Below are 17,949 nucleotides of genomic sequence, written 5' to 3'. Positions count from 1 at the left end.
GCCAGACACGGCAGCCGCTTACGCAGCGCTGTGCAAGCGCCGGGCCGCCGGTGAGCCGCTGGCCTACCTGATCGGCGAGCGCGAGTTCCACGGCTTGACGCTGCAGGTCAGCCCGGCGGTGCTGGTGCCGCGGCCGGACACCGAAACGCTGGTCGACTGGGCCCTGGCGCTGCTGACCGACGAGCCGGCCAACCGGCCGGCGCCCGCGGTGGTCGACCTGGGCACGGGGAGCGGCGCAATCGCGCTGGCGGTCAAGCACCGCCATCCGGCCGCGCAGGTCAGCGCGGTGGACCTGAGCGACGCCGCGCTGGCGGTGGCCAAGGCCAACGCGACGCGGCTCAGCCTGGCGGTCAATTTCCATGCCGGCTCGTGGTGGCAGGCGCTTCCTGGCGGTCAGCGCTTTGACCTGGTGCTAAGCAACCCGCCCTACATCGCCGGCGAAGACCCGCACCTGCCCGCGCTGCGCCACGAACCCACACTGGCGCTGACGCCCGGCGGCGACGGGCTGGACGCGATCCGCGCCATCGTCGCCGGCGCACCGGCACACATGCTGCCGGGCGCCTGGCTGCTGCTGGAGCACGGCTGGGACCAGGCCGAAGCTGTGGCTGCTTTGCTACAACAGGCCGGCTTCCAGGCAGTCACGACCCGACAAGACCTGGCCGACCGGCCACGCTGCACCGGGGGCCGCCGGCCCGGCTGAACGGGAAGCGGTTCAACTGCCCATCATCCTCTGTTCGCACGGTTTTGTAATGCCCCGAAACAGAGGGGTGAGACGCCAGCATTTCACGCCCACGAAAGGAATGGCCGGAGTAGCATGGTTTCTAACGGCAGTGTTTGCCGGGCTGTAAAGCAGGGGGTTCACCATGCGCCACCTCGTTGCGATTTCACTGAGTCTTGCCTTGGCTGGCCCCGCGCTGGCCGCTTCGCCAGTGGTGGGCGATGGCTTGAAAATCAGCCCCGACAGCAGCGAAAACTGGTCGCCCTGGCAGGCCCGCTTGGCCATGTCGGCGCCCAGCCTGCCGGTGCTGGGCAATTGGGCGACTTCGGCGCCAATCGGCACCGCGATGCTGGCTGGCGACCGCTACCTGGGTTGGGGCCGGTTGGGTGACGGCGGTGGCTTGCGCGCCACCGGCGCGCTGCTGTTGGGCCCAGGCGCCTTGGCCTTGGCGGCACCCGCAGGAGCGGCCCATGGCGAAATGCAGTGGCGCAACAACGGCGGCAGCCCCACCAGCCTGACCGAGCCAGAGTCAAACCCGGCCATGCCCTACCTGGGGCTGGGCTACAGCGCCTGGTGGGCGCGCGCTGGGGTCGGGCTGTCGGCCGATCTGGGCCTGGCCGCTCAGAAGCCGGGCCAGGCGGTGCGTTTTGGCCGCGCCTTCTCCGGCGCGGAAGGTTTTGACGACGTGCTGCGGGCGATGCAGATTTCGCCCATGCTGCAGGTCAACATGTCCTACGCTTTCTAGCCCCGACGCCTTCCAGCCCCGACAATCGGGGCATGCGGCCGCCGCGCACCCGCGCGGCGGCTTTGTTTTATAAAGCCGTATCGGGCCGGCGAGCCCGCATCCACCCACACAGAGAGTGCTCATGAGCGACGTTCAGCAACGCATCGACCAAATCGTCAAAGGCCACAAGGTCGTCCTGTTCATGAAGGGCACGGCGCAATTTCCGATGTGCGGGTTCTCGGGCCGCGCAGTGCAGGTGCTGAAGGCCTGCGGCGTCAACGACATCACGACCGTCAACGTGCTGGAAGACGAAGACATCCGCCAAGGCATCAAGGACTACGCCAACTGGCCGACCATCCCCCAGCTGTACGTGAACGGCGAGTTCATCGGCGGCTCGGACATCATGATGGAGATGTACCAGGCGGGCGAGTTGCAGCAGGTTCTGGCTGCCTGACATGCCGTTGGACGCCGCCCCGCGCATCGTTGTTGGCATCACGGGGGCGTCCGGGGCGTTGTATGGCGTGAAGCTGCTGGAGCGCCTGAAGGCGCTCGGTGCGTACACACACTTGGTGGCGACGCCCGCCGGCGTGCTGAACGTTCACCACGAGCTGGGGTTGGACCGGGCCGGGCTGGAAGCGCTGGCCAGCGAGGCGCACGCCGCCGGCGACATTGGCGCCTGCATCGCCAGCGGCAGCCACCGCGTCGATGCGATGGTAGTCGCGCCTTGTTCGATGAAGTCGCTGGCCGCGATCGCGCATGGCTTTGGCGACAACCTTCTGACGCGCGCGGCGGATGTCACGCTGAAGGAGCGCCGCCGCCTGGTGCTGATGGTGCGCGAAACGCCGTTCAACCTGGCGCACTTGCGCAACATGACGGCAGTGACCGAAATGGGCGCGGTCGTCTTCCCGCCGCTGCCGGCGTTCTATCACCGGCCGCAGACGATCGACGAGCTGGTCGCCGACACGGTCGAGCGGGTGATCGAGCTGATGGGTGTGGGCAACGCCACGCCGCAGCGCTGGTCAGGCCTTTGAGGCAGCCGACGCTGGCGCAGCCGGCTCGACCACCATCCACTGTTTGCGCGCACCCAGCACCGCGTTGGGGTATTCGGGCCGGCCGCGGCTGCCGTTGTAGCGGCCCAGCGCCATGAACAGGTCGCCCTGCTCACGCTCCAGATAGTGCCGCAGGATCACGCAGCCGAAGCGCAGGTTGGTCTGCATGTGGAACAAGCGCGCGGGGTCGCCGTCGCCGATCAGCTTGGCCCAGAACGGCATCACCTGCATGTAGCCACGCGCGCCAGCGACGCTGATCGCGTACTTGCGAAAGCCACTCTCGACCTGAACCAGCCCCAGCACCAGCTCGGGCTGCAGGCTGGCTCGCTTGCTCTCGTACCACAGCGTCTCGAGAAACTCGATGCGTGTCTGCTGCTCGGCCTTGCGCGGCTTGAGCTTGTCGCTCATTGCGCCCAGCCAGCGCAGATAGACCAGCCGATCTTCGATGCGGGCAAAGCTGGGCCTGGGCGGCGCGCTGTTGGCGATCGACGCCGACAACGCGGTGCGCACCGCGTCGGCCAACGGCTCTTCAGCCTGGGTGCCGGCGATCGCGCCCTGCCAGGCGGTGGGGCCGAACAGCGCAGTGGCTGCAGCCGCCCGCAGGCAGGCGCGACGCCCCAAGTGACCTGGGTCGGAGCCCATCAAGCTGCCAGGCGCGCCTTCACGGTAGCGCCCACGTCGGCCACCGCCACTTTGCTGGCCTCGGCGTCACGCCGGCCTTGCACTTCGAGCAGGCCTTCTTTCAGGCCGCGGTCGGAGATGACCACGCGCAGCGGCACACCCACCAGCTCCCAGTCGGCGAACATTGCGCCGGGGCGCTCACCGCGGTCGTCCAGCAGCACATCGATGCCGGCAGCGCTCAGCTCGTCGTGCAGCTTGTCGGCCGCGGCTCTGACGTCGGCCGAACGGTCGTAGCCGATCGGGCAGATCACGGTCGCAAAAGGAGCGATCGAGGCCGGCCAGATGATGCCGCGCTCGTCATGGTTCTGCTCGATCGCGGCGCCGAGGATTCGGGTGACGCCGATGCCGTAGCAGCCCATTTCCATCGGTTGCGGCTTGCCGGTCTCGTCCAAGTAGTTGGCGCTCATCGCGCCCGAGTACTTGGTGCCAAGATAGAACACGTGGCCGACCTCGATGCCACGCTGGATCGCCAACGCGCCCTTGCCATCGGGCGACGGATCACCGGCGACGACGTTGCGGATGTCGGCCACGAGGTCCGGCTCAGGCAGGTCGCGGCCCCAGTTGACGCCAGTGACGTGGAAGTCGACCTCGTTGGCGCCGCAGACGAAGTCGGCCATGTTCGCGACCGTACGGTCGGCGATGACCTTGACCGGTTTCTTCAGCCCGATCGGGCCGAGGTAGCCCGGCTTGCAACCGAAGTGGTCCTCGATCTCGGCGACTGTCGCGAAACGGTAGCCACCCTTCAGGCCCGGCACCTTGCCAGCCTTAATTTCGTTGAGGTCGTGGTCACCGCGCACCAGCAGCAGCCACACAGTCGTCTTGACGATGTCGCCCTTGTCGTTCAACTCGTCGGTGGCCAGCACCAGCGACTTCACCGTCTGCGCCAGCGGCAGACCCAGCAACTGGGCCACGTCGGCGCAGGTGCTCTTGCCAGGCGTCGGGGTCTTGGTCAGTGCTTGCGTGGCAGCACCGCGCTCTGCCGACAAGGCGAGTGCCTCGGCCAGCTCGATATTGGCGGCGTAGTCGCTGGTCGGGCAATAGACCAGTGCGTCTTCGCCGGTGTCAGCGATCACCTGGAACTCATGCGACGCGTCGCCGCCGATCGCACCGGTGTCGGCCGCCACCGCGCGGTACTGCAGGCCGAAGCGATCGAAGATCGAGCAGTAGGCCTTGTACATCGTCTCGTAGCTCTTCAGCGCCGAGGCCTTGTCACGGTCGAACGAGTAGGCGTCCTTCATCGTGAATTCGCGACCCCGCATCACGCCAAAGCGCGGCCGGCGCTCGTCGCGGAACTTGGTCTGGATGTGATAGAAATTCTTCGGCAGCTGCTTGTAACTGCGCAGTTCCTGGCGGGCGATGTCGGTGATGACCTCTTCGCTCGTGGGCTGGATGATGAAGTCGCGGTCGTGCCGGTCCTTCACGCGCATCAGCTCAGGGCCGTAAGCCTGGAAGCGACCCGTCTCCTGCCACAGCTCAGCTGGCTGCACGACAGGCATCAGCAACTCAACGGCGCCGGCGCGGTTCATCTCCTCGCGGATGATGGCCTCGACCTTGCGGATGACCCGCAGGCCCATCGGCATGTAGTTGTAGATGCCAGCGCCCAAGCGCTTGATCATCCCGGCGCGCATCATCAACTGGTGGCTCACCACCTCGGCATCGGCGGGCGCTTCCTTGAGCGTGGAGATGAAAAACTGGCTGGCTTTCATGGGCGGCTTGTCAGGGGCGAAATCGACCGCGGCGCGCGCTTCGGGAAAGCGAGGGCCTGTGCCCTGTGAGCCGCCGGTGCTATATTGATTTCAGTTCAAAATTTGGGGTTTGATTATGCTCGACCGGGAGGGCTACAGGCCTAACGTCGGCATCATCCTGCTCAACGCCCGCAACCAGGTGTTTTGGGGCAAGCGTTTGCGCACCCATTCCTGGCAGTTCCCGCAAGGGGGCATCAAGTACGGCGAATCGCCTGAGCAGGCGATGTTTCGCGAGCTGCACGAAGAAGTGGGCCTGTTGCCCGAGCATGTGCAGATTCTGGCACGCACCCGTGACTGGCTTCGCTACGAAGTCCCGGATCACTTCATCCGCAAGGATGCGCGGGGGCACTACAAAGGGCAAAAGCAGATCTGGTTTCTCTTGCGGCTGATGGGGCGCGACACCGACATGAATCTGCGCGCCACCGATCACCCGGAATTCGACGCTTGGCGTTGGAATGAATACTGGGTGCCGCTGGACGTCGTGATCGAATTCAAGCGCGGCGTTTACCAGATGGCGCTGACCGAATTGGCGCGCTTTCTGCCCAAGGTGAACCACCACAACCGCTACCTGCGCAGCGGTATGCGCCCGCACGCGCGGGACGACCGGCGACGCAGTGAGATGGTCGACGAGGCCTTGCCTGGCGAAAACCCGGTCGAGCCGCCCGGCGAAGGACACAACGGGACCAACGGGCCGCATTGACAGATCGGCGCGACCGGCCCGGCTGGCGACCCCGTGGCGCACCACGACCGAGGCGGCGCCGTTGCAACGATGGATGGGTGGTCTGGCCTTGCAGTTGTGGCTTCGACCCGCACCTTCGGTGCTTCACGTTGGCGAGGCCAACGTGAGTCTTCACCGCAACTTGGTGCTCGCTTAGGCGAGCACCAAGTTGTCTCGGTGGATCAGTTCGGGTTCGCTGGCGTAGCCGAGCAGGCCTTCGATCTGTGACGACGGCTTGCGAGCAATTAGCCTCGCTTCGCCACTGGCGTAGTTGGCCAAGCCGCGCGCCACTTCGGCACCGGCCGCCGAGCGGACGGCGATCACATCGCCGCGGTGGAAGTCGCCTTCGACCTCAAGCACACCGATCGGCAGCAGGCTCTTGCCCTCGTCGCGCAGTTTGATCACTGCGCCGTCATCGACCCGCACCGCGCCGCGCAGTTGCAGGTGGTCAGCCATCCACTGTTTGCGCGCCGCCAGCTTGGGCGTGCCGGCCAGCAAGGCGGTGCCGATAGCTTCGCCGGCCGCAAGGCGCAGCAGCACATCGGGCTCGCGGCCCCAAGCGATCACCGTGCTGGCGCCACTGCCCGCCGCGCGCTTGGCCGCCAACACCTTGGTGATCATGCCGCCGCGGCCGATGCTGGAGCCAGCGCCGCCGGCCATCGCCTCCAACGCCGGATCGCCAGCCGCAGCTTCGTCAATGAATCGCGCTGCAGTGTCCTTGCGCGGATCGGCCGAATACAGCCCACGCTGGTCGGTCAGGATGATCAGCGCATCGGCTTCGACCAGGTTGGCCACCAGCGCACCGAGCGTGTCGTTGTCGCCGAACTTGATTTCGTCGTTGACGACAGTGTCGTTCTCGTTGATGACCGGGATAACCTTCAACCCGAGCAGCGTCAACAGCGTTGAGCGGGCGTTGAGGTAACGCTCGCGATCGGCCAGGTCGGCATGCGTCAGCAGCACCTGCGCGCTGCCCATGCCATGGGCCGAGAGCTTGCGCTCGTACATCTGGGCCAGGCCCATTTGGCCGACCGCGGCAGCGGCCTGCAGCTCGGGCAGCTCTTTCGGCCGCGTCGCCCAGCCCAGACGCTTCATGCCCTCGGCGATCGCGCCCGACGAGACCATCACCACTTCGCGGCCCTGTGCGGCCAATGCAGCCAACTGGCGGCACCAGTTGTCGATCGCATCGGCGTCGATACCCCGCCCCTCGTTGGTGACGAGGCTGGAACCGACCTTGACGACGATGCGGCGCGCCGACTTCAGGGCGCCCGCCGTCATGCCGATTCCTCTCCGCTGCTGCTGTCGAAGCGCGGGTCCGGCTCGGGCGGCGGCTTGCTCTGCTCGGCAGCCACATGCTCCCAGATGGCGTGGATCAAAGGCTGCAGACCTTCACGAGCCAAGGCCGAGATCTCGAAGACCGGGCCCTTCCACTTGTAGCGCTTGACGAAGTCCTTGACGCGTTTCGCGCGCTCCTCTTCCGGCACCATGTCGAGCTTGTTCAGCACCAGCCAGCGCGGTTTGTCGAGCAGCGAGGCTCCTGGTCGAGGCAAACGTCGATTGCCACCCAGATCGGCTCGCTCTGCATCGGACAGCTCGGGCGCCGTGGCTGATGCCTCGTCGTACTTGCGCAGCTCTTCGACGATCGCCTTGGCCTGCGCGACTGGGTCGACAGATTCATCAAACGGCGCCATGTCGACGACATGCAGCAGCAGGCGCGTGCGCTGCAAGTGCCGCAGGAACAAGTGGCCCAGGCCCGCGCCCTCTGAGGCGCCTTCGATCAGGCCCGGAATGTCGGCCACGACGAAGCTCTTCTCGGGTCCGACACGCACCACGCCGAGGTTCGGGTGCAAGGTGGTGAACGGGTAGTCGGCAATCTTTGGTCGCGCGTTCGACACCGAGGCAATCAGGGTCGACTTGCCGGCGTTGGGCATGCCAAGCAGGCCCACGTCCGCCAGCACGCGCAGCTCCAGTCTGACCTTGAAGGCCTCACCAGGCCAGCCAGGCGTCTTCTGGCGCGGGGCGCGGTTGGTGCTGGTCTTGTAGTGCAGGTTGCCGAAGCCGCCGTCGCCGCCCTTGGCCAGCAGCACCGGCACATCGGGCTCAATCAGCTCGGCCATCACGCGTTCCGTCTCGATGTCGGTGATGATCGTGCCGACCGGCATGCGCAGCGTGATGTCGTCGGCGGCAGCGCCGAAACAGTCAGACCCGCGGCCGGCTTCGCCGTTCTTCGCCTCGTGGCGACGGGCGTAGCGGTAGTCGATCAGCGTGTTCAGGTTGCGGTCGGCCACCGCCCAGACGCTGCCCCCTCGCCCCCCGTCCCCACCGTCGGGGCCGCCGAAAGGGATGAATTTTTCGCGCCGGAAGCTCGCGCAGCCGGCCCCGCCGTTGCCGGCGGCGATGTCGATGGTGGCTTCGTCAACGAACTTCATGATGGGCAGATGGTAGCGAACGGGCGCCATGGCGGCGGCGCGTCCAGAAGTGAAAAAGCCCCGGCAAGCCGGGGCTTCGTCGTCGCACGCGACGCTGGTTTACACCGGCGTGACGTTGACGGTGTGGCGATTCAACTCGCCCTTGACCTTGAACGACACGGTGCCGTCGACGAGCGCGAACAGCGTGTGGTCACGGCCCATCGCCACATTGCTGCCGGCGTGGAACTTGGTGCCGCGCTGGCGAACGATGATCGAGCCGGCCGGAATGACCTGGCCGCCGAACACCTTCACGCCGAGCATCTTGGGCTGGGAGTCACGGCCGTTCCGGGTGGAACCGCCGCCTTTTTTCTGTGCCATGGTTCAGAACTCCTGCTTCGGCTTGTCAGCCGTTGACCGCGCTGATTTCCAGCTCGGTGTAGTGCTGGCGGTGACCGCCGTGCTTCTGGTAGTGCTTGCGGCGACGCATCTTGAAGATGCGCACCTTGTCGTGCCGACCATGCGCCACGACAGTGGCCTTGACGCTCGCGCCGCTCACCAGGGGGGTCCCAACCGTCAGAGCCGCGCCGTCGCCGACGGCCAGCACTTGATCAATCACGATTTCCTGGCCAACGTCCGCAGCAATCTGTTCTACCTTGATCTTTTCGCCGGCTGCAACTTTGTATTGCTTGCCACCGGTTTTTATGACCGCGTACATATGTGCCCTTTGAAATTTTTGCAGGGAGACTGCAAAAAGCCCTCGCGCCCGCCCCGAAAGGCGAACACGCCCGCACGGACCATCCCGCGCGAAGCCMAAAATTATAGCAAACCCTGAGAGGCGGCGGCAAGGCCAAGAAGGCCCCGGCCCGGGCGTCCGCCCAGGGCTTCCTATAATCTGCGACTTTTGCCGACTGCAGACCGCGCATTTTTTCTCATGCCTGCCACGGACACCTCTTTGCCGGCCGCCCCGCCGTTGGACTTCATCGCCGAAGGCATGGCCCAGGTCGACGAGGTCATCCGCACTCGGCTGGCGTCTGATGTCGCTCTGATCGAGCAGATCTCCCACTACATCATCGGCGCCGGCGGCAAGCGGATTCGGCCGCGGCTGGTGCTGCTGTTCGCCGAGGCCCTTGGGCACGAGGGGCCGGAGCCTTATGAGGCGGCGGCAATCGTCGAGTTCATTCACACCGCCACGCTGCTGCACGACGACGTGGTCGACGAATCGTCGCTGCGGCGCGGCCGCGCCACGGCCAACGCCTTGTTCGGCAATGCCGCCAGCGTCCTGGTCGGCGATTTCCTCTATTCGCGCGCCTTCCAGATGATGGTGTCGCTGAACCGCATGCGGGTGCTGGACGTGCTGGCCGACGCGACCAACGTCATCGCCGAGGGCGAAGTCCTGCAGCTGATGAACATGCACGACCCGGATCTGGCCGTGGCCGACTATCTGCGCGTGATCCGCTACAAGACCGCCAAACTGTTCGAGGCCAGCGCCCGCCTGGGCGCCGTCATCGCCAACGCACCGCCCGAGATCGAAGAGGCGTGCGCCGACTATGGCCGCGCCCTGGGCACGGCGTTCCAGTTGGTCGACGACCTGCTGGACTACGAGGGCGACACGCATGCCCTGGGCAAGAACGTGGGAGACGATCTGCGCGAAGGCAAGCCGACATTGCCACTGCTGGTGGCCATGGAACGTGRCACCCCGGAAGAGCGGGCATTGATTCGCCACGCCATCGAGCGTGGCGAGGTCGAGCGCTTGCCCGAGATCGTCGCGGTTGTTCGCCGCACTGGGGCCTTGCAGGCCACGCGCGACGCTGCGCGCACCGAAGCGCAACAAGCCTCTGAGCGACTTTTCGTGCTGCCCCCTTCGAGAGCTCGTGAAGCTCTGCTAGAATTCTCTGCTCGGTCGGTTGAGCGTTCCTCGTAGCGCAGCAAACACAACACGACGAAGAGACATCGGGGTGTAGCTTAGCCTGGTAGAGCGCTACGTTCGGGACGTAGAGGCCGGAGGTTCGAATCCTCTCACCCCGACCAGGATCTTCTTTTCCCACCCATCACGCCGCGGCCTGCCTTGGGCCGCATCGGTTGTCTCGCCAGGGACACGAAGCGTGACCAGGTGTTCATGGGAGAGCCCGACGCGCGATCCCCACGATTTACAGGCCCTGTTGGTTCGGCGATGATGGCCGATCATGGTCTTTGTGCGCCCTGACGGTGCGTGTTTGTGGATACCCTGCTCGAAGCCCCTTCTTCCGCGTTGTCTGGCGTAGCACGCGTGCTGGTCCATGGCGGAAAACTGAAAGTCCAACGGGCTGAAGAACTCACCGCGTCTGCGCGTGAGAAGCGCGTCAGCTTTGTCACCGCCTTGTTGGACGCGGGTGACATGACCCCGTCGACCCTGGCGCACAACCTGTCGGTGGCGCTGGCGGTGCCATTGCTGGACCTGGATGCGGTCGACCCGCAGCGCCTGCCGCGCACCATCCTCGATGCGAAGCTGATCACCCAATACAAAGTGCTGCCGCTGAGCAAGCGCGGCAGCCGCCTGTTCCTGGCCTGCGCCGATCCGACCGACCAGGAGGCCAGCGAGCRCATCAAGTTTGCGACGCAGTTGGCCCCCGAATGGGTGCTGGTCGAGTACGACAAGCTCAGTAGGCAAATCGACTCGCAGGCTGCTCCGGCGTCTCAGGCCCTGGAGGCCATTGCCAGTGCCGATTTCGATTTCGACGTCACAGAAGAAGACACGGCGCCGGCGGCTGCCGCCGACGTCACCACCGAGGTCGAGGACGCGCCGGTGGTGCGCTTCCTGCAAAAGATGCTGGTCGACGCGATCAACATGCGCGCGTCCGACTTGCACTTTGAACCTTACGAATTCAATTACAGGGTGCGTTTCCGCGTCGACGGCGAATTGCGCGAAATCACCCAGCCACCGATCGCGATCAAGGACAAGCTGGCCTCGCGGATCAAGGTGATCTCGCGGCTGGATATCTCCGAAAAGCGGGTGCCGCAAGACGGCCGCATGAAGCTGCGCTTCGGCAACAAGTCGATCGACTTCCGGGTCAGCACACTGCCAACGCTGTTCGGCGAGAAGATCGTGATCCGGATTCTCGATTCGTCCAGCGCCAAGCTGGGCATCGAAGCGCTCGGCTACGAGCCCGCCGAGAAGGAGCGGCTGCTGCACGCCATCCACCGCCCGTACGGCATGGTGCTGGTCACCGGCCCTACCGGCAGCGGCAAGACCGTGTCGCTTTACACCTGCCTGAACATCCTGAACCAGCCTGGCGTCAACATTGCCACGGTGGAGGATCCGGCCGAAATCAACCTGCCCGGCATCAACCAGGTCAACGTCAACGACAAGGCCGGCATGAACTTCGCCGTGGCGCTGAAGTCGTTCCTGCGCCAGGATCCGGACATCATCATGGTCGGCGAAATCCGCGACCTCGAAACAGCCGATATCGCCATCAAGGCCGCTCAGACCGGCCACATGGTGATGTCGACACTGCACACCAACGATGCGCCATCCACGCTGACCCGGTTGCTGAACATGGGTGTGGCCCCGTTCAACATCGCCTCCAGCGTGCTGCTGATCACGGCTCAGCGCCTGGTCCGCAAGCTTTGCGAGAACTGCAAGAAACCAGGTGACTACCCGCGCAGCGCCCTGCTGAAAGCCGGCTATGTCGAAAGCGATCTCGATGGCAGCTGGGTGCCCTACAAATCCGTGGGCTGCAGCAGCTGCAACAACGGGTACAGAGGGCGGGTGGGCATCTACCAGGCGATGCCGGTGACCGAAGAAATCCAGCGCATCATCCTGTCGCTAGGCTCGGCCGTCGACATCGCCGCAGCCGCCCAACGTGACGGCGTCAGGGACTTGCGGCAATCAGGGCTGGTGAAGGTGCGGCTGGGCGCCACCTCGCTCGAGGAAGTGATCGCCGCCACCAACGAGTGAGCGGCGAGCAAGCACAATCACGACAACGCACATATCGATCAATTGGGGATCGGCCGGAGGCTCAATGGCAACTGCAGTAGCGGCGAAAGACGTCAAGGAATTCATCTTCGAGTGGGAAGGCAAAGACCGCAACGGCAAGATCGTGCGGGGCGAAGTGCGTTCGGGCGGCGAAGCCGCCGTCAGCGCCAGCCTGCGCCGTCAAGGCGTGATGGTCACCAAGGTCAAGAAGCGCCGGTCCGGTGGCGGCAAGACCATCAAGGCCAAGGACATCGCGGTCTTCACGCGCCAGCTGGCGACGATGATGAAGGCCGGCGTCCCGCTCCTACAGGCTTTTGACATCGTTGGCCGCGGCAGCCCGAACCCCCGCCTCACCCGGCTGCTGATGGACATCCGTTCGGATGTCGAAACCGGCACCAACCTGTCATCGGCCTTCCGCCGTCACCCGCAGTACTTCGACGCGCTGTACTGCAATCTGGTCGAAGCGGGCGAGGCAGGCGGTATCTTGGAGGAGTTGCTGTCGCGATTGGCGATGTACCAGGAGAAAACGCTGGCGATCAAGCAGAAGGTCAAGTCAGCGATGATTTACCCAATATCGGTGCTGGTGGTCGCCTTTGTCGTGGTCACGGTCATCATGCTGTTCGTGATTCCGGCCTTCAAAGACGTCTTCAAGTCCTTCGGCGCCGAACTGCCCGCACCCACACTGTTCGTGATGTCGATCAGCGAGATCTTCGTCAAGTACTGGTGGCTGATCTTCGGCGTGCTTTTCGGCGGCGGCTATACCTTCATGCAGACCTGGAAACGGTCAGAGAAGATGCAGTTCGCCATGGACCGCCTCCTGCTGCGGCTGCCGGTCTTTGGCGACCTGATCCGCAAGGCCATCATCGCGCGCTGGACGCGCACGCTGTCGACGATGTTTGCTGCCGGCGTGCCTCTGGTCGAAGCGTTGGATTCGGTCGGCGGCACCGCTGGCAACTCAGTCTACGCCCATGCGACCCAGCAGATTCAGCGCGACGTCTCGACCGGCACCGCGCTGACGACCTCGATGACGCAAACCGGCGTCTTCCCGAACATGGTGCTGCAAATGGCTGCAATCGGCGAAGAGTCGGGGGCTCTCGACGACATGTTGTCGCGCGCTGCAGACTTCTACGAGGAAGAAGTCGATGAAATGGTCAAAGGCCTGTCGACCCTGCTGGAGCCGATCATCATCGTTTTCCTCGGCGGTTTGATCGGCGGTATCGTCGTGTCGATGTACCTGCCCATCTTCAAGCTCGGTCAGGTCGTCTAGCCCATGTCCCCTGAAGCAGTGAGCCTGTGGCTGTCGCCACCGGTGCTGGGTTTGCTCGGCCTGTGTATCGGCAGCTTCCTGAACGTCGTCGTGCATCGGCTGCCGCGCATGATGGAGCGCGATTGGTGGACCGATTTCGCCGAGCAGCTGAGCGACGGCGAGTTGTTCAAGCGCTGTTTCGGGCACGAGCCCTCGAAAGCCCTTCAGGCCACGGCCACCGAGCTGGCGAAGGAAGTGGAGGGCCTTGGGTCCTACGGGCTGTCAAAGCCGCGCTCGGCTTGCCCGGCCTGCGGCCACCAGATCGCCTGGCACGAGAACATCCCGGTGTTCGGCTGGCTGCGCCTGCGTGGCCGTTGCTCGGCCTGCAAGACGAAGATCTCGCCTCGGTATCCCTTGCTCGAGCTGTTGACCGGCGCGCTGTTTGCAGCAGCCGGCTGGCGTTTCGGCGCCCAACCGGTGGCGCTGCTTTGGTGCTCGCTGCTCGCGGCGCTCGTTGCGCTGGCCGCCATCGATTGGGACACCACGATGCTGCCGGACTCCATCACCCTGCCGCTGCTCTGGGCAGGGATGGCGGCAGCTTCATTTGGCTGGACCGTGCCGCTGCGCAGCGCGGCCTGGGGCGCGATCGTCGGCTACCTGTCCTTGTGGTCCGTCTACAAGCTCTACAAAGCCGCCACCGGCAAAGAGGGCATGGGCTACGGCGACTTCAAGCTGCTCGCCGCCTTGGGTGCCTGGCTCGGCTGGCAGGCCATTCTTCCCATCATCCTGATGTCTTCGGTGATCGGTGCGGTGGTCGGCATCACGATGAAGTTCACCTCCGGCCTGCGTGAAGGCGGTTACGTGCCCTTCGGCCCGTTCCTCGCCGGCGGCGGCGTGGTGGTGGTGCTGGCCGGCACCGAGCGCGTGCTGGGCTGGATCGGCCAGTGACATGGCAGCGCCGGGACGGCTGCGCGTYGGCCTCACCGGCGGCATCGGAAGTGGCAAGAGCACCGTCGCGGCGGCCTTGGCGCGGCGCGGCGCGCTGATTGTCGACACTGACCTGATCGCGCGCCAACTCACCGCCCCCGGGGGAGCAGCGTTGCCCGCCATCGGAGCCGCTTTTGGCGTCGTGATGATCGACCCCGCCGGCGCGTTGGACCGGGCCCGCATGCGAGCGGAGGTGTTTTCCGATCCCGCCGCGCGCTTGCGGCTGGAAGCCATCCTGCACCCGTTGATCGGGCAGGAAGCGCAAAACCAGGCCGCGGGCGCGCAGCCCGGTCAGCCGGTCGTTTTCGACGTGCCCTTGTTGACCGAATCCGCCCACTGGCGCCAGCGGGTCGACCGGGTGTTGGTCGTCGACTGCGACGAAACCCTGCAGGTCCGGCGGGTGACGCAGCGCTCGGGCTGGGCCGAGGCCGAGGTGCTGCGGGTCATCGCCCAGCAGGCATCGCGCAGCGCCCGCCGAGCGATCGCTGACGCGGTGGTGGTCAACGATGAAGGCCTGAACTTGGCGGACCTGGACGCTCACATCGGGCAGCTGTGGCAGCACTGGTGGCCCGACACGTCCTCGACACCCTTGAAACAACAGCCGCTGTGAAACAATCGGTGTCGCCCAGGACTCACAGTCCAGGGGCACGGCTGCCGAGCAAGGACGATACGGTTTGGTTCTCTACGAATATCCTTTCAACGAAGGCATTCGCACGATGCTTCGGCTGGAGCATCTGTTCGCACGCTTGCATGCCCTGCTGCCGCGCGATTCGGCGGTCGATCACCACTTCGCGCTGGTCACGCTATTCGAGATCATGGATGTCGCGTCGCGCGCCGACCTGAAGTCCGACTTGTTGAAGGAACTGGAGCGTCACAAGGCCCAGTTGCAAAGCTTTCGCGGCAACCCCAGCGTTTCCGAGGCCGCGCTGGACGAGATCATCGCCCGCGTCGACCACGCCCATGCCGGCCTGAACCATCTGAGCGGCAAAGCCGGCCACGCTCTGGTCTCCAACGACTGGTTGATGAGCATCCGCAGCCGCATCAGCATTCCGGGCGGGACCTGTTCGTTCGACCTGCCCGCCTACTATGCATGGCAACAACTGGCCCCAGAACAACGGCGTAACGACCTGACCCACTGGGTCGACACCCTGGTGCCACTGGCGGAGGCGCTGCTGCTGTTGCTGAACCTGTTGCGCGACGCCGGGGTGCCGCACCGCGTGGTGGCGCAGGCCGGCCAGTACCAGCAGAGCCTGCCACCCGGCCGGGCCTACCAATTGCTTCGAGTACGCATCGACGAGGCCTTGGGCCTGGTGCCGGAGATCAGCGGCCACCGCCTGATGGTGTCGGTGCGTCTGATGCGAGCGGACGCCGAGGGTCGGCTCAAGACCTACCACGGCGACGCCAACTTCGACCTCGCGCTCTGCGCCTGAGCCCCGCCCATGCCCGAACCCTTTTCACCGCCCGCCCCGCCCAAGCCGCGCATGGTCCCCTGCCCCACGTGCAAGGCGCCCGCGCTCTTCTCACCTGCCAACGCCTATCGCCCTTTCTGCAGCGCCCGCTGCCAGGGCCACGACTTCGGCGCCTGGGCCAGCGAGGGCTACCGCGTCGGCGCCAACCCGCCGCCGGACGATCAGGAATAGCAAGCCAGCGCCGCGGGCGCCCCTGCGCGCTGGCGCAACAACCTGAGCGCAGTCCTCGTGGCGCTCTACCCAGCCACAGATGCTCGTCGGTACGGCGCTCGTGGCTTGAGGGCTGTGTGTCCTGGGCCCATCACGGCACGAACCGTCTCGGCAGCTGCAAACGCTCGCAGCACCCCGCCAGGCGCGAGGGGTTCGCCTTGCGATCGGACTACGAGTGTGCGTGAATCGGGGCCCTTCGCAGCCCCCTCGTCTCACATGCGAGCACCTGACCAGGCCCAATCCGGTCCTCCGCACCAAGCCGGAGGCGACCTCCGGTCGCCCATCACGGCCCTGCTGCAGAGCTGGTCGAGCGGCGATGAGCAGGCGCTCGACCAGCTCGTGCCGCTGGTCTATGACGATCTGCGCCAGCTCGCACGCCGGCACCTGCGCCATGAGCGTGAAGACCACACCCTGCAAAGCACGGGGCTCGTTCACGAAGCCTTCATGCGACTGGCTGAGCGCAGCGAGCTCCACCTGGCGTCTCGCGGTCAGTTCTTTGGCTGGATGTCCATGCTGATGCGCCGCATCCTGGTCGACCACGCCCGCAGCCACCACGCCGCCAAGCGCGGCAGCGGCGTCCCGGTGCAAAGTCTGGACGCGTTGCAGGAAGTGGCTGGCGAAATGGCGAGCCCAGAAGAAGACGCCATCCTCGATATCCTTCAGCTCGACGAAGCACTGCAGGAACTGGCGCAGTTGGACGACCGACAAGGCCGCGTCGTCGAGCTGCGTTTCTTTGGCGGGCTGAGCGTCGACGAGACGGCTGAGGCGATCGGCGTTTCCGCCGCCACCGTGAAGCGCGAATGGTCGACCGCACGCGCTTGGCTGCTGCGTGAACTCGGTCGCCGCAAGAAAACGCAACCGTAGCACTCCCGTCGGGCCCAGACGGATGTCAGGTCTCGGTAGCTCCTGAACCAAAGAGTCAAGGCTGACACGTACTTACGCGTGCCGTCATCAATAGGTTCCGAACTGCTGGTTCGCCAAAAGCTGAATTTTCGCCCATTCTGTTCACTTGAAATAGAACTGGCGTCTATCTCCCGGGTTACGCCTGCGAAGCGTCACTGCCTCCACTCGCCGAGCATTGCGTCCAGGCTACCAGCCGAATGCGGTGCCCTGGCAGCGCCGACACCGGGATGCGCCCCGTCACTTGGGTGTGGCTCCGCCGCTGCGGACGCGATTGTTCGCTCGTCGATACACGTAGCTTGCGTCGGTAAAACCAACCTATTTAGTCGGACTTGCTAAACCGCGGCCGGAATGTCCGGATGAATTGTCTAGATAAAGCCAAAGCGCTCATGACAGCGCCCGCAGCAGAGGGACTGCTCCGAATAACAGGCACCACCAGGTGCCGGTAGGAGGACATCTTTTCAGCCGATAGCGGGTGACCAATGGGGTGCTGTGGCGCTTAGCCCACCTCTTTACTGGTTTACCCCATGGTCGCAATCGTCAGTGGCAACAGCCTTGGTCTGGAACTCACCTCGCTGGGCACGCTCGGCTCGCAGGGGATGTGGGGGCTGCCCGGCCAGGGCAACAGCGGGGATCAGGTCTACGTCAACGCCGCCACCGGCAACCTGGTGGTGCAGCGCCGTGACGACTTCCTGGCCAGCCGAGGCCTGGACAACGAGGCGCTGCGCACCTACAACAGCCTCGGGCAGTTCAACGACGGCGACAACGGCGACAACTGGTCGCTGGGGATCTACTTGCAGCAGATCGTGCTGGGCGGCAACAAGGCGGTCAAGACGGCCGGCAGCACGCTGATCCGCACGGCGCGCGACGGTTCGCAGTCGACCTACGACTGGAACGGCACGGCCTATGTCTGCACAGCCGGCTCCGGCGCGCACGACACGATCACGGTCGACACGGCCAACAACCAGTACATCCGCACCGAAGGCAGCAGTGGCACGGTCGAGAAGTATTCGTCCGTCTCGGGTCGGCTGCAGAGCGTGGCGGACAGCACCGGCAACACCAACTGGTACACCTACAGCAACGACGCCAACAAGCTGTTGACCCAGGTCCTGGACAAGAGCGGCGACGCGATCCTGTACGACTAC

At 65.2% G+C, this 17,949-nt stretch carries 20 protein-coding genes and 1 tRNA gene; 15 read left to right on the top strand and 6 right to left on the bottom strand.

Annotated elements, in window-relative coordinates; all coding sequences use genetic code 11:
- From prmC to AC1DYI_RS10490, 4 genes are all read left to right on the top strand, one after another.
- A partial coding sequence (gene prmC, locus AC1DYI_RS10505; RefSeq protein ID WP_477204049.1) for a peptide chain release factor N(5)-glutamine methyltransferase occupies positions 1-700 on the top strand: 700 nt, incomplete at its 5' end.
- Positions 701-863: 163 nt separating this feature from the next.
- On the top strand, positions 864-1,463 hold the full coding sequence (locus AC1DYI_RS10500; protein ID WP_477204048.1) for a hypothetical protein: 600 nt from the start codon (positions 864-866) through the stop codon (positions 1,461-1,463).
- Between the two features lie 121 nt (positions 1,464-1,584).
- Positions 1,585-1,896 (top strand): Grx4 family monothiol glutaredoxin, encoded by a 312-nt coding sequence (gene grxD, locus AC1DYI_RS10495; protein ID WP_477204047.1) that lies wholly within the window; start codon positions 1,585-1,587, stop codon positions 1,894-1,896.
- Position 1,897: 1 nt separating this feature from the next.
- Complete coding sequence (locus AC1DYI_RS10490) at positions 1,898-2,473, top strand: UbiX family flavin prenyltransferase (RefSeq protein WP_477204046.1); 576 nt, start codon at positions 1,898-1,900, stop codon at positions 2,471-2,473.
- Here AC1DYI_RS10490 and AC1DYI_RS10485 read toward each other — a convergent pair.
- Both AC1DYI_RS10485 and AC1DYI_RS10480 read right to left on the bottom strand, forming a co-directional pair.
- Positions 2,462-3,133: a lytic transglycosylase domain-containing protein gene (locus AC1DYI_RS10485; protein ID WP_477204045.1), complete on the bottom strand. Its 672-nt coding sequence runs from the start codon at positions 3,131-3,133 to the stop codon at positions 2,462-2,464. The two genes, AC1DYI_RS10490 and AC1DYI_RS10485, sit on opposite strands and share 12 nt — an antisense overlap.
- The gene (locus AC1DYI_RS10480) at positions 3,133-4,878 is read right to left on the bottom strand and encodes a proline--tRNA ligase (protein ID WP_477204044.1); all 1,746 of its coding nucleotides are present in this window, start codon (positions 4,876-4,878) and stop codon (positions 3,133-3,135) included. The genes AC1DYI_RS10485 and AC1DYI_RS10480 overlap by 1 nt, the downstream gene beginning before the upstream one ends.
- Before the next feature lie 115 nt (positions 4,879-4,993).
- Here AC1DYI_RS10480 and AC1DYI_RS10475 point away from each other — a divergent pair, with 115 nt between their 5' ends.
- Positions 4,994-5,617 carry an RNA pyrophosphohydrolase gene (locus AC1DYI_RS10475; protein ID WP_477204050.1) on the top strand — a complete coding sequence of 208 codons (624 nt, stop codon included), beginning with the start codon at positions 4,994-4,996 and terminating at the stop codon, positions 5,615-5,617.
- A 171-nt stretch (positions 5,618-5,788) separates the two neighbouring features.
- On the opposite strand, the gene proB is transcribed toward AC1DYI_RS10475, so the two are convergent.
- From proB to rplU, 4 genes are all read right to left on the bottom strand, one after another.
- Positions 5,789-6,910, bottom strand: coding sequence for a glutamate 5-kinase (proB, locus tag AC1DYI_RS10470; protein ID WP_477204043.1), 1,122 nt, complete (start codon positions 6,908-6,910; stop codon positions 5,789-5,791).
- Complete coding sequence (cgtA, locus tag AC1DYI_RS10465; RefSeq protein ID WP_477204042.1) at positions 6,907-8,061, bottom strand: Obg family GTPase CgtA; 1,155 nt, start codon at positions 8,059-8,061, stop codon at positions 6,907-6,909. Before cgtA ends, proB begins: the two co-directional genes overlap by 4 nt.
- Before the next feature lie 99 nt (positions 8,062-8,160).
- A complete protein-coding gene (rpmA, locus tag AC1DYI_RS10460; protein ID WP_477204041.1) occupies positions 8,161-8,418 on the bottom strand; it encodes a 50S ribosomal protein L27 in 258 nt (85 codons plus the stop codon).
- A 25-nt stretch (positions 8,419-8,443) separates the two neighbouring features.
- A complete protein-coding gene (gene rplU / locus AC1DYI_RS10455) occupies positions 8,444-8,755 on the bottom strand; it encodes a 50S ribosomal protein L21 (protein ID WP_329722104.1) in 312 nt (103 codons plus the stop codon).
- Between the two features lie 216 nt (positions 8,756-8,971).
- On the opposite strand from rplU, the gene AC1DYI_RS10450 reads away from it, so the two are divergent.
- The 10 genes from AC1DYI_RS10450 to AC1DYI_RS10405 form a co-directional block, all read left to right on the top strand.
- Positions 8,972-9,961 carry a polyprenyl synthetase family protein gene (locus AC1DYI_RS10450; protein WP_477204040.1) on the top strand — a complete coding sequence of 330 codons (990 nt, stop codon included), beginning with the start codon at positions 8,972-8,974 and terminating at the stop codon, positions 9,959-9,961.
- Between the two features lie 30 nt (positions 9,962-9,991).
- Positions 9,992-10,068, top strand: a tRNA-Pro gene (locus AC1DYI_RS10445).
- Positions 10,069-10,255: 187 nt separating this feature from the next.
- Complete coding sequence (gene pilB / locus AC1DYI_RS10440; protein WP_477204039.1) at positions 10,256-11,974, top strand: type IV-A pilus assembly ATPase PilB; 1,719 nt, start codon at positions 10,256-10,258, stop codon at positions 11,972-11,974.
- A 64-nt stretch (positions 11,975-12,038) separates the two neighbouring features.
- On the top strand, positions 12,039-13,259 hold the full coding sequence (locus AC1DYI_RS10435; protein ID WP_477204038.1) for a type II secretion system F family protein: 1,221 nt from the start codon (positions 12,039-12,041) through the stop codon (positions 13,257-13,259).
- Positions 13,260-13,262: 3 nt separating this feature from the next.
- Positions 13,263-14,186: a prepilin peptidase gene (locus AC1DYI_RS10430; protein ID WP_477204037.1), complete on the top strand. Its 924-nt coding sequence runs from the start codon at positions 13,263-13,265 to the stop codon at positions 14,184-14,186.
- A gap of 1 nt (position 14,187) precedes the next feature.
- Positions 14,188-14,835: a dephospho-CoA kinase gene (gene coaE / locus AC1DYI_RS10425; RefSeq protein ID WP_477204036.1), complete on the top strand. Its 648-nt coding sequence runs from the start codon at positions 14,188-14,190 to the stop codon at positions 14,833-14,835.
- Positions 14,836-14,899: 64 nt separating this feature from the next.
- Positions 14,900-15,655 (top strand): cell division protein ZapD, encoded by a 756-nt coding sequence (gene zapD / locus AC1DYI_RS10420; RefSeq protein ID WP_477204035.1) that lies wholly within the window; start codon positions 14,900-14,902, stop codon positions 15,653-15,655.
- Positions 15,656-15,664: 9 nt separating this feature from the next.
- Entirely contained in the window at positions 15,665-15,865 is a 201-nt protein-coding gene (locus tag AC1DYI_RS10415; protein ID WP_477204034.1) for a DNA gyrase inhibitor YacG, read from the top strand.
- A 255-nt stretch (positions 15,866-16,120) separates the two neighbouring features.
- The gene (locus AC1DYI_RS10410) at positions 16,121-16,768 is read left to right on the top strand and encodes an ECF-type sigma factor (RefSeq protein WP_477204033.1); all 648 of its coding nucleotides are present in this window, start codon (positions 16,121-16,123) and stop codon (positions 16,766-16,768) included.
- A 563-nt stretch (positions 16,769-17,331) separates the two neighbouring features.
- The coding region (locus AC1DYI_RS10405) for a hypothetical protein (RefSeq protein WP_477204032.1) at positions 17,332-17,949 on the top strand (618 nt) is incomplete at its 3' end.

Source organism: Ideonella sp. P3_A4, assembly GCF_056403075.1.
The sequence above is the reverse complement of the archived record's forward strand: the minus strand, read 5'-3'. Positions and strand labels throughout refer to the sequence as shown.

Coding starts and splice junctions, on each gene's coding strand:
- AC1DYI_RS10500 (WP_477204048.1), top strand. CDS start 864: ATGCGCCACCTCGTTGCGATTTCACTGAGTCTTGCCTTGGCTGGCCCC.
- grxD (WP_477204047.1), top strand. CDS start 1,585: ATGAGCGACGTTCAGCAACGCATCGACCAAATCGTCAAAGGCCACAAG.
- AC1DYI_RS10490 (WP_477204046.1), top strand. CDS start 1,898: ATGCCGTTGGACGCCGCCCCGCGCATCGTTGTTGGCATCACGGGGGCG.
- AC1DYI_RS10485 (WP_477204045.1), bottom strand. CDS start 3,133: ATGGGCTCCGACCCAGGTCACTTGGGGCGTCGCGCCTGCCTGCGGGCG.
- AC1DYI_RS10480 (WP_477204044.1), bottom strand. CDS start 4,878: ATGAAAGCCAGCCAGTTTTTCATCTCCACGCTCAAGGAAGCGCCCGCC.
- AC1DYI_RS10475 (WP_477204050.1), top strand. CDS start 4,994: ATGCTCGACCGGGAGGGCTACAGGCCTAACGTCGGCATCATCCTGCTC.
- proB (WP_477204043.1), bottom strand. CDS start 6,910: ATGACGGCGGGCGCCCTGAAGTCGGCGCGCCGCATCGTCGTCAAGGTC.
- cgtA (WP_477204042.1), bottom strand. CDS start 8,061: ATGAAGTTCGTTGACGAAGCCACCATCGACATCGCCGCCGGCAACGGC.
- rpmA (WP_477204041.1), bottom strand. CDS start 8,418: ATGGCACAGAAAAAAGGCGGCGGTTCCACCCGGAACGGCCGTGACTCC.
- rplU (WP_329722104.1), bottom strand. CDS start 8,755: ATGTACGCGGTCATAAAAACCGGTGGCAAGCAATACAAAGTTGCAGCC.
- AC1DYI_RS10435 (WP_477204038.1), top strand. CDS start 12,039: ATGGCAACTGCAGTAGCGGCGAAAGACGTCAAGGAATTCATCTTCGAG.
- AC1DYI_RS10430 (WP_477204037.1), top strand. CDS start 13,263: ATGTCCCCTGAAGCAGTGAGCCTGTGGCTGTCGCCACCGGTGCTGGGT.
- AC1DYI_RS10415 (WP_477204034.1), top strand. CDS start 15,665: ATGCCCGAACCCTTTTCACCGCCCGCCCCGCCCAAGCCGCGCATGGTC.
- AC1DYI_RS10410 (WP_477204033.1), top strand. CDS start 16,121: ATGCGAGCACCTGACCAGGCCCAATCCGGTCCTCCGCACCAAGCCGGA.